Here is a 9,258-nt window from a genome sequence, read left to right on the forward strand (position 1 = left end):
AAGGCCTGAGCAAGCAGGAGATCATGCGCTGCCTCAAGCGCTACGTCATCCGCGAAGTCCACACGTCGCTACTGGCCGACTTCGACCACCTGGCCACCGCCACTTGACGACGATAGGAGCATCCCCGTCGGCCGAGGAGGGTGGGAATCCGCTGACGGGCCCCACCCTCCTCGCCGGTGCGCCGGCGCGCCCCGCCGTCGAGGTCAGAAGGGCGGATCCTCGCTCAGGGCGCCGGCCGGGACCGCCCACGGGTCCTCGGAGCCGCCGCGGTCGGCCCCGGTGCCGCCGTCACCGGCCCCGTCGCGGCCCCCGCCGCCGGCACGGTCGTGGGACCGGGCGGCCCTGGTGACGGTCGCCGTCGCGTACCGCAGCGACGGGCCGATCTCGTCGACCTCCAGCTCGATGACGGTGCGCTTCTCGCCCTCCTTGGTCTCGAAGGAGCGCTGCTTGAGGCGACCCTGGGCCATCACGCGCGAGCCGCGGGTGAGCGACTCGGCGACGTGCTCGGCCGCCTGCCGCCACACGTTGCAGCGCAGGAAGAGCGCCTCGCCGTCCTTCCACTCCTGGGTCTGGCGGTCCAGGGTGCGCGGGGTCGAGGCGATGGTGAAGTTGGCGACCGCCGCGCCCGAGGGCGTCCAGCGCAACTCGGGGTCGCTGGTCAGGTTGCCGATGACGGTGATGACAGTCTCGCCGGCCATGATCCGGTCCTCCGTGTGTGTCGGTGCAGCGCTCAGGTGAGCGCCCGGAGGTTATGGGTGGCCACCGACATTTCCGCGCCGCCCGACCGGCGAGCCCCCTTGACACCTGCAGCGGAGCAGATCTGTCGGCGGACCGTGCGACGCTCGGGACGGCGGGAACTGCGGAGGCGAGAGGGCGGCGGTGGGGCAGGTACGGAGCGGGGCGGTCCTCGAGGCGACGCTGGAGCGGATAACCTTCGCCAACCCGCAGACCGGCTACACCGTGGCGCGGGTGGACACCGGGCGCGGCGGTGACCTGGTGACCGTGGTGGGCTCGCTGCTGGGGGCCCAGCCGGGGGAGACGCTGCGGCTGCGGGGGCGGTGGGGTGCGCACCCGCAGTACGGCCGCCAGTTCCAGGTCGAGGACTACAGCACCGTGCTGCCGGCGACGGTGCAGGGCATCCGCCGCTACCTGGGCTCGGGGCTGGTCAAGGGGATCGGCCCGCGGCTGGCCGAGCGGATCGTCGACCACTTCGGCACCGACGCGCTCCGGGTCATCGAGGAGGAGCCGGCGCGGTTGGCCGAGGTGCCCAACCTCGGCCCGAAGCGGACGCGGCTCATCACCGCGGCGTGGGAGGAGCAGCGGGCCATCAAGGAGGTGATGGTGTTCCTGCAGGGGGTGGGCGTGTCGACCTCGCTGGCCGTGCGCATCTTCCGGCAGTACGGCGACGCCTCGATCGGCGTGGTCCGCACCGAGCCCTACCGCCTGGCCGCCGAGGTGTGGGGCATCGGGTTCAGGACGGCCGACACCATCGCGGCCGCGGTGGGGATCCCGCACGACAGCACCCAGCGGGTCGAGGCGGGGCTGCAGTTCGTGCTCTCGGAGGCGACCGGGCAGGGGCACTGCTTCCTGCCCGAGGAGCACCTCGTCGCCCAGGCCGTCGAGATCCTCCAGGTCCCGGCCGGCCTGGTGGGCCACTGCCTGGCCCTGCTGGTCGCCGAGCAGGGCCTGATCCGCGAGGAGCTCCCCGGTGCGGACGGCGAGCCGACGGTGGCGTACTACCTCGTCCCGTTCCACCGGGCCGAGGTCTCGCTCGCCGCGGGGCTGCGGCGGCTGGCGGAGGCCGACCTAGACCGGATGCCGGGCTTCGCCGCCGTGGACTGGGACGCCGCGCTGGCCTGGCTGCACCGGCGCACCGGCGTGCAGCTGGCAGCCGGTCAGCAGGAGGCGGTGCGCCTGGCGCTGGCCGAGAAGGTCGCCGTCCTCACCGGTGGCCCCGGCTGCGGCAAGAGCTTCACGGTCCGCTCCATCGTCACCCTGGCCGCGGCCAAGGGGGCGCGGATCCTGCTCGCCGCCCCCACCGGCCGCGCGGCCAAGCGGCTGACCGAGCTGACCGGGGTCGACGCGGTGACGGTGCACCGGCTGCTGGAGCTGCGGCCGGGCGGGGACGCCGCCTTCGACCGGGAGCGACCGCTGCAGGCCGACCTGGTCGTGGTCGACGAGTCCTCGATGCTCGACCTGCTGCTGGCCAACAAGCTGGTGCGGGCCGTCCCGCCGGGTGCCCACCTGCTGCTGGTGGGGGACGTCGACCAGCTGCCCTCGGTCGGCGCCGGCCAGGTGCTGCGCGACCTGCTCGCCGACGGCACCCCGGTCCCGCACGTGCGCCTCACCCAGGTCTTCCGCCAGGCCAGCCGGTCGGGGGTGGTGACCAACGCCCACCGGATCAACGCCGGCCGCCCGCCGCAGGTCCGCGGCCTGGACGACTTCTTCCTGTTCAGCACCGACGACGCCGACGAGGCCGCCCGCCTCACCGTGGACGTCGTCGTCCGCCGCATCCCGGCCCGGTTCGGGCTCGACCCCCGCCGGGACGTCCAGGTGCTGACGCCGGTGCACCGCGGCCCGGCCGGCGCCGCCGCGCTCAACGAGCTGCTGCAGGAGGCGCTCACCCCGGCCGGCCCCGACCGGGCCGAGAAGCGCTTCGGCGGCCGCGTGTTCCGGGTCGGGGACAAGGTCAGCCAGATCCGCAACGACTACGACAAGGGCAGGAACGGCGTCTTCAACGGCACCCAGGGGGTCGTCACCGCCATCGACCCCGTCGAGCAGACGGTCACCGTCGTCACCGACGAGGACGAGACCATCGCCTACGACTTCGCCGAGCTCGACGAGCTGGTGCACGCCTTCGCCGTCACCGTGCACCGCTCCCAGGGCAGCGAGTACCCCTGCGTCGTGGTCCCGCTGACGACCAGCGCCTGGATGATGCTGCAGCGCAACCTGCTCTACACGGCCGTCACCCGCGCCAAGCGGCTGGTCGTCCTGGTCGGCTCGCCGAGGGCGCTCGCCCAGGCCGTGCGCGCCAGCGGCTCCGGACGCCGGCACACCGCCCTCGCCCATCGCCTCCGTGGGGACCTCAGCCGCACCCGCACCGCGCCCGCCGCACTGGCCGCCGGGTAGGACGGCGCCGCGGGCCTGCCTGTCCTGCGCCGGGGCACCTGCCTCGGGCCTGCTCCCGGTGTCCCCGAGCGGCCCCTCCGGGACGGTGTCGGCGAGCCTGAACTGCCGCCGAGCGAGCCGGGTGCGTCCGGTCCTCGACGGGTACCTCCCCACTCCCAGCCGAGGCAGTCACCGAGGAGCTCCCCATGACCTCACCGTCAGGCCGTCAACGACCGGACGACGCCGAGGACCGGTCGCCGGCGACCGGCTCGTCAGAATCCGACGGCGCCCCCGGCGTGGAGCTCGGCATGTCCGAGAAGTCGGGCGGCACCTTCGAGCCCGAGGAGGCGCCGGGGGAGGACGAGCGACCCGGCGACTGAGCCGGTGCACGGACCCGACCGGGCCACGACGCGGTCAGAACGGTGGCGGGTCGTCGTCCGGGGGATCGTCGTCCGCTGGCGAGTCGGTCGTCGGCGACGGCGCCGGTGGCTCGGGTGCGGGTGGCCGCAGGCGGGCGTGGGGGCGTGGTCGTGATCGGTCCAGCCCACGCGCTGGCCGCAGTCGGGGAAGCGGCAGGTGCGGTCGCGCACGTCGACGGACTCGGACCGGGCGGCGGTCGGCGCGTACGCCGCGGTCGCCGCCGGGCGCCCCAGCAGGGTGCACCCGCAGTCGCCGTCGGGGTGCCGGGGGCAGCCGGACCGGGCCAGCCGGACGAGCTGCTCCGGGGTGGTGGTGGCCGGCAGGCGCCCGTCGGCGTCCGTGAGCGCGCGGCGCAGCGACCCGCCCTCGGGTGCGCTCAGGCCGAGGACGCGATGCGGGCCGCCAGCTCGCGCACGTGGGCGGCGGTGATCGGCAGGCCGTCGACCTCGCCCGGCGTGGCCGCGGTGCCCTCGAGGGCGGCCAGGGCGGCGGTGATCCTCACCGTCACCGTCACCCCGGGCAGCCCGGAGCCCCCGGGCCGGCGCAGGAGCACGGAGAAGACCTCAGCCGGACCTGACCGATCGGCCGCGGGGTCGCCGTCGACCCTGGCCGTCTCCGCCAGCCGGTTGATCACGGTGTAGGCCTCGGCGACCTCGTCCGTGGCAGATCGGCCGCCAGCGTGCTCATGCCCTCCCGGTGCGAGGGGTAGGCGCGGACGTCGGCCTGCCGCTGTGCCTCCTTGCGGCGCGCATCCACGGCGTCGGCGTCCAGCTCCGGGAGCAGCGCCAGCGCCCGGCGGTGCAACCGCCCGGTCGACAGCTGCGCGGCCTCGGGGAGCAGCCGGGACTCGACCTGCCGGGCGACGACCGGGCTGGTGTGCTGCAGCACGTCGACGAGCACCTTCGCCCGTGCCTCGTCGAACGCGCCGGCGGCCATCGCCGCCCAGGTGCCGGGCAGGCTCTCCCGGTAGGTCCAGGCGCGTCGTGCGACGTGCGACGCGGTGCCACGGCCGCAGTTGAGCACCACCGCCAGCCCGGCGGGGAAGAACTCCGACACCCCGGGCAGCTCGGTGTCGGGCGCCCACGAGCCCTTGCGCCCGCCGGGGTGGCCCGGCGGCGGGTCGGCCGTGTCGGGGGGGGGCGTCGGCCAGGCCCAGGACGAGCTCGGCCTCGTGGCCGGCCTCCATCGCCGTGCGGGCCTGCACCCGCTGCAGCTCGGCGGCCTTCCGCCGCGGCTGAGCAGCGCCACCGGCAGCCGAGCGCCCGTCGGCGGCAGCTCGAGCAGCCGGGCCGGCCAGCGCTGCCTCCAGCGGTGAGCGCGCGGTGCCGGCCGGTGTCATGCCCCGGAGCTACGGGCGGGTACGACACCTCCGGGCTCCGAACCGGGGTCTCCCGACTGCCGAGCCCGCGGACCAGAGCGGCGGCGATCCGGCCACCCGGTGCGGCGCCGTGGAACTAGGCCGTGCCGGGCTGCCGGCTCTTCCACTCCCGGTACTGCGCCCGCATGCAGTGCCCGCACGGCCGGTAGCCGGCCGCGGTGGCCGTCGCCTCGTCGGCGAAGAAGACGCGGATCCTCTCGTAGCCCCTGCCGAGGGCGCGGCGAGCGCTCCAGCAGTCCAGCCGCCCGTAGATCCGGAGCCTCGAGTTGCCGCCCAGCGTGCCGCGGTCCTCGCTGGGGTAGGGCCGGCCGTCGGCGCCGAGGAGGGTGTACACGGGGCGATCCTGCGGCACGCCTCACGCCGCGTCGTGGAAGACGAGGCCGAGGGTGCGCCGGACCCCCGAGCGCACCGTGCTCACCCCGTGCCGCATCGGCGCGGCCGACCAGCCGCGGGCCGAGCGGACCGGCCGGTCGCGGGTGGCGAAGACGATGCCGCAGCCCTGCTGGAGGGTGGCCGCGGAGGCGCGCGACTGCGCGCGCGGTCGCTGCTCGACGGTGACGAACTCACCGCCGGTGTGGTCGACGCCGGGCTCGTCGAGCCCGATCACCACCTGCAGCGGGAACACCAGCTCGCCGTAGAGGTCCCGGTGCAGGGCGTTCCGGTCGCCGGCGGCGTAGCGCAGCAGGATCGGCGTCGGCTTGCCCTGCCCGGCCGCGTGGCACATGTCCAGCCACTCGTCCAGGCCGTCCGGCCACGGCGCCGGGCGGCCCAGCCGCTCGGCCGACTCCCGCGCGATCGGCAGCAGGTGCGGGTGGAACGCGGCGCGCAGGTCCGCGACGACGTCCGGCAGCGGGTGGTCGAAGTAGCGGTACTGCCCGCTGCCGAACCGGAACCGGGCCATGTCCACCGTGGAGCGGAACCGGCCGGCGTCGTCGTAGAGCGCGGCGATCTCCCGGCACTCGCCCGGCGTGAGCACCGGCGCCGTCCGCGCGCTGCCCGAGGCGTCGAGCTCCGCGGCGAGCGCGGCCCGGTCGAGCGCGTCCGCGCGGTCCCTCATGCCGCCGCCTCCAGGTCCAGCAGCGTGCGCTTGGCCGCGACGCCGCCCACGTAGTTGCCGAGCGCGCCGTCGCTGCGCACCACCCGGTGGCAGGGGACGACGACCGGGAGCGGGTTGGTCGCGCACGCCGTCCCCACCGCGCGCACCGCCCGCGGGCTGCCGGCGGCCGCCGCGAGGGCGGCGTAGCTGGCCGTCGCCCCGTAGCCGACCTCGCGCAGCCGGGCCAGCACGTCGCGGCGGAACCCGGCCGACAGCCGCAGGTCCAGCGGCAGGTCGAAGGCACGGCGCCGGCCGGCGAAGTACTCCTCGAGCTGGCGGACGGTGGGGTCGAGGCGGGCCGGCGCCCGCAGCACCCGCGGGCTGATCCGGTCGGCGAGGGACTGCAGGACGGCGTCGTGGTCCTCGGCGGCGTACGCCACCCGGACCAGCCCCTGGCCGGTGGCGGCCAGCAGCAGCGGCCCGACCGGCGTGTCGGCGGTGGTGAACGCGACGTCGAGCAGGCCGGCGTGGTCGACGGCGACCGCCAGCCGGGCGGCCAGCCGGTCCAGATCAGAGGTCATCGGGAGCTCCTCGGTAGGTGCGGCGCAGCGCGGCGACGCCGTCGGCGGCGGCGCGGCGGGCGGCGTCGGGACTGCCGCCGACGAGGGCGGCGATCTCGGCGTAGGGCAGGCCGGCGAGGTGGTGGTAGGCGACCGTCTGCCGCTGCTTCTCCGGCAGCGCGGCGAGCGCGACCCACAGCTCGCCGTCCCGCTCGCCGGGCAGGCCGGTGGCGCTGGGCACCTCCGGCAGCTCGGCGACGGGGACGGCGCGGCGGGCGGCGGCGCGCAGCTGGTCGACCGCCTTGCGGCGGGCGATCGTCACCAGCCACGCCTCGACGTCGCTGCCCGGCGGCAGCGCGGGGTAGGCCCGCAGCGCCGCGAGGAACGTCTCGGACCAGGCGTCGTCGGCGACGTCCGGGCCGACGACGGCCCGGCAGACCCGCAGCACCGTCGGCCCGTGCCGCCGCACGACCGCCTCGAACGGTTCGAGCCGCACGTCAGAACAGCCGGCGGTCGCGCTGCTCCAGGTCGAGCAGGAACCTCTTGCGGGCCAGCCCGCCGCCGAAGCCGACCAGGCTGCCGTCGGCACCGATCACCCGGTGGCAGGGGACGACGATCGCCAGCGGGTTGCGGCCGTTCGCGGCGCCGACGGCCTGCGCCCCGCCGGGCTCGCCGACGGCTCGGGCGACGGAGCCGTAGGAGCGGGTCTCGCCGTACGGGATGCGGGTCAGCTCGTGCCAGACGGCCAGCTCGAAGCCGCTGCCCACCGGCCGCAGCGGCAGGTCGAAGGCGGTCCGCTCGCCGGCGAGGTACTCACCCAGCTGCCGGACGACGTCGTCGAACCCCTCCTCGGACCGCGCGCCGACCTCGGCGTCCACGAAGCGCCCGGGCGGCGACATGGCCAGCCGGACCAGGGCCCCGTCCTCCTGGACGACGGTCAGCGGGCCGATCGGCGAGGGCACCACGGTGTGCGTCCTGCTCATCGTTCGCATCTCCATACCGGGTAGACGCCCAGGACCTCGCGATCGTGAGGTCGGGGGACGACATCTTCCGGTACGGCGGACGGGACGCCCGCCCCCGATTACGCCCACAGCGAACGCCCGACACGCCGACGGGCGCCCCGACACCCGTCTGACCTGCGATGCCGCCCCGGAGGGGTGGATGCGCTTGCGTCAGGTACGGATCTGTGTGTCAGTGCCCGTGCGTAGCTTCCGGATCGACATCTTCCCCATGTCGACGAGGAGTTCACCATGGCCGTCTCCGGCCTCAAGACCCGCAAGCCCACCGGCCGCGTGCCGTGGCCCTGCATCCTCCTGGAGGGTGAGGAGAAGGCGGGCAAGAGCTGGGCGCTGGCCCAGTTCAGCACCAGCGACAAGATCGGCGCCCTCTACTGGATCGACCTGAACGAGGGCGCCGGGGACGAGTACGGCGCCATCCCCGGCGCGAACTACCAGATCATCGAGCACGACGGCTCCTACGCCTCCGTGCTGGCCGCCGTCCAGGCGGTCAAGGCCCAGGCGCGCCGGGCCGCCGACGCCGGCGAGCCCCCGGTCGTGCTCGGCATCGACACCGGCTCGGCCATCTGGGACGGCCTGAAGGACTGGGCCAGCGAGCGCGCCGCGAGGTCGGCCCGCAACCGCGAGCTGCTCAAGCGCGACCCCAACGCCGAGATCACCATCAGCCAGAACCTGTGGAACGACGCCGGCGCCCGCTGGCGCAAACTGCAGACCGAGCTGCTGACCTTCCCCGGCATCGTCGTGGTGACCGCCCGGGGCAAGGAGGTCACCGAGGTCGACGCGAACGGCCGCCCGATCGAGGGGCAGAAGACCTGGTCGGTGCAGACCCACCGGGAGTTCCCGTACGCGGCCAGCGTGTGGCTGCGGCTGCGGCGCGGGCGCCGGCCGCTGATCGTCGGCGCGCGCAGCGTGCACGTCGGCATCAAGCCCAACACCGACCCGGCCAAGGAGGTCACCGACAAGGCCGCCACCGGCCGGCTGCTGGAGTGGCTGGTCTTCGACGCGCTCAAGTGCGACCCGGGCACCGCCCACGTCCGCGACCTGGTCTCCTTCCACGGCGGCGGGCTGCTCGACCACGAGCGGACCGAGGAGGCGCCGGCCGGGCGCACCCGCCGGCAGGACGAGGCGGACGTCGCCGACCTGGTCGCACGGATCGGCGAGGCGGGCGACGACGACGAGCTGCGGGAGGTGTGGGCCGAGGCCAACCGCAGCGCCGTGCTGCAGGTCGAGGTGCCGACCCCCGGCGGGTCCTACACCATCGCCCAGCTGATCCAGGCCCGGCACGAGGAGTTCCTCGAGGCGTCGGTGCAGGCCCACCCGGCCGGGCGGCGCTCGGCACCGCCCGCCGACCGCACGCCCGACGCGGTGCTGGAGTCGGCGCGCGCCGCCTCCGCGGCCGCCCGCCCGACCGCCGGCTCGGCTGCGGGCCCCGGGGCCGCGGCCGGCGAGCAGCCCGCGTCGGGGAACCCGCTCCTGGAGGCCTCCCCGACGCCGGACGACCCGCGGGAGCGCCGGCTCACCGCGGCCCGCCGGGGCGTGCTGGCCAGCCTGGAGTCCCTGGGCGTGACCGCCGAGCAGATCGGCGAGCGGTTCGGTCGGCCGGTCGAGCACGTGGCGACCAGGCGGCTGACCGCCCTGGTGCGCGAGGTGATCGCCGTCCAGCGGGCCGGCCTGGCCGGGCAGCAGGAGATCGTCGCGTGACCGACACCGTCGGGGTGGGGCCGGTCCGCCGGCCCCACC

11 protein-coding genes are annotated in these 9,258 nt (G+C 75.6%); 3 read left to right on the plus strand and 8 right to left on the minus strand.

The features are described from left to right. Positions 1-203 precede the first annotated feature (203 nt). Entirely contained in the window at positions 204-698 is a 495-nt protein-coding gene (locus ACI8AC_RS24760; RefSeq protein ID WP_456900515.1) for a single-stranded DNA-binding protein, read from the minus strand. A gap of 181 nt (positions 699-879) precedes the next feature. Between ACI8AC_RS24760 and recD2 the strand changes: the two genes are divergently transcribed. Further along, positions 880-3,129, plus strand: a complete 2,250-nt coding sequence (gene recD2 / locus ACI8AC_RS24765) for an SF1B family DNA helicase RecD2 (RefSeq protein ID WP_456900516.1) — start codon at positions 880-882, stop codon at positions 3,127-3,129. Positions 3,130-3,314: 185 nt separating this feature from the next. Then, positions 3,315-3,488: a hypothetical protein gene (locus ACI8AC_RS24770; protein ID WP_456900517.1), complete on the plus strand. Its 174-nt coding sequence runs from the start codon at positions 3,315-3,317 to the stop codon at positions 3,486-3,488. A 416-nt stretch (positions 3,489-3,904) separates the two neighbouring features. Here the strand turns inward: ACI8AC_RS24770 and ACI8AC_RS24775 are convergent, their stop codons facing one another. The 7 genes from ACI8AC_RS24775 to ACI8AC_RS24805 form a co-directional block, all read right to left on the minus strand. Next, the gene (locus tag ACI8AC_RS24775; RefSeq protein WP_456900518.1) at positions 3,905-4,162 is read right to left on the minus strand and encodes a hypothetical protein; all 258 of its coding nucleotides are present in this window, start codon (positions 4,160-4,162) and stop codon (positions 3,905-3,907) included. Continuing rightward, positions 4,159-4,584, minus strand: coding sequence for a DUF222 domain-containing protein (locus ACI8AC_RS24780; protein WP_456900519.1), 426 nt, complete (start codon positions 4,582-4,584; stop codon positions 4,159-4,161). Before ACI8AC_RS24780 ends, ACI8AC_RS24775 begins: the two co-directional genes overlap by 4 nt. 398 nt (positions 4,585-4,982) lie before the next feature. After that, entirely contained in the window at positions 4,983-5,240 is a 258-nt protein-coding gene (locus ACI8AC_RS24785; protein WP_456900520.1) for an Ada metal-binding domain-containing protein, read from the minus strand. Between the two features lie 21 nt (positions 5,241-5,261). Beyond that, the gene (locus ACI8AC_RS24790) at positions 5,262-5,963 is read right to left on the minus strand and encodes a 2OG-Fe(II) oxygenase (RefSeq protein WP_456900521.1); all 702 of its coding nucleotides are present in this window, start codon (positions 5,961-5,963) and stop codon (positions 5,262-5,264) included. After that, positions 5,960-6,523 carry a methylated-DNA--[protein]-cysteine S-methyltransferase gene (locus ACI8AC_RS24795; protein WP_456900522.1) on the minus strand — a complete coding sequence of 188 codons (564 nt, stop codon included), beginning with the start codon at positions 6,521-6,523 and terminating at the stop codon, positions 5,960-5,962. Before ACI8AC_RS24795 ends, ACI8AC_RS24790 begins: the two co-directional genes overlap by 4 nt. Further along, complete coding sequence (locus ACI8AC_RS24800) at positions 6,513-6,998, minus strand: RNA polymerase sigma factor (protein ID WP_456900523.1); 486 nt, start codon at positions 6,996-6,998, stop codon at positions 6,513-6,515. Before ACI8AC_RS24800 ends, ACI8AC_RS24795 begins: the two co-directional genes overlap by 11 nt. Before the next feature lies 1 nt (position 6,999). Beyond that, positions 7,000-7,485: a methylated-DNA--[protein]-cysteine S-methyltransferase gene (locus ACI8AC_RS24805; protein WP_456900524.1), complete on the minus strand. Its 486-nt coding sequence runs from the start codon at positions 7,483-7,485 to the stop codon at positions 7,000-7,002. A gap of 267 nt (positions 7,486-7,752) precedes the next feature. Between ACI8AC_RS24805 and ACI8AC_RS24810 the strand changes: the two genes are divergently transcribed. Then, entirely contained in the window at positions 7,753-9,219 is a 1,467-nt protein-coding gene (locus ACI8AC_RS24810; RefSeq protein ID WP_456900525.1) for a hypothetical protein, read from the plus strand. Positions 9,220-9,258 lie beyond the last annotated feature (39 nt).

This window comes from Geodermatophilus sp. SYSU D00758, assembly GCF_054049955.1.